This window comes from Burkholderia sp. AU30198 (assembly GCF_020419825.1).
Lineage (GTDB): Bacteria > Pseudomonadota > Gammaproteobacteria > Burkholderiales > Burkholderiaceae > Burkholderia.
In genome coordinates this window covers 1-699 of the sequence record NZ_JAIZSA010000056.1, presented here as the reverse complement: position 1 = coordinate 699, position 699 = coordinate 1, and the positions used below count along the sequence as shown (strand labels likewise).

Genomic DNA, 699 nt, shown 5'->3' with positions numbered 1-699 from the left:
TGCCAGTCGACCTTGCCGCCGGTGCGGCGATAGACGATCACGCTCTTCACGGCCTCGCAGCCGCCCAGCGCGATCGCTTCGTCCGCGATGCTCTTCAGCGGCAGCGTCTTGCCGCCGCGCGCCTGCTCGTCGGCCGTGACGAGCGCCGTCGCGCCGACGTCGACGAGCCGCTCGTTCAGCGACTTCGCGGAGAAGCCGCCGAACACGACCGAGTGCGTCGCGCCGATGCGCGCGCAGGCCTGCATCGCGACGATGCCTTCGATCGACATCGGGATATAGATCACGACGCGGTCGCCCTTGCCGATCCCGCGCTTCTTCAGTGCATTCGCGAAACGCGACACGCGGGCGAGGAGATCCGCATAGGTGACGCGCGTGACGGTACCGTCGTCGGCTTCGAAGATCACCGCGACGCGCTCGCCGTTGCCGGCTTCGACGTGACGGTCAAGACAGTTGTACGACGCGTTCAGCTCGCCGTCGTCGAACCACTTGTAGAACGGCGCGTTCGACTCGTCGAGCACTTTCGTGAACGGCTTGTGCCACGCAAGGCCTTCGCGCGCGAGTCGCGCCCAGAAGCCTTCGTAATCGTTCTCGGCTTCCGCGGCGAGCGCACGGTAGGCCGGCATGCCGGAAATGGCCGCCGCCTGCTCGAGCGCCGCGGGCGGCGCAAACTGGCGGGTTTCGTGAAGAACCGATTCAATC

General features: G+C 66.8%; 1 protein-coding gene. It reads right to left on the bottom strand.

The features are described 5' to 3' along the window. On the bottom strand, nucleotides 1–698 hold a 698-nt coding region (locus LGN19_RS39460; RefSeq protein WP_226220249.1), incomplete at its 3' end, for an AMP-binding protein. Nucleotide 699 lies beyond the last annotated feature (1 nt).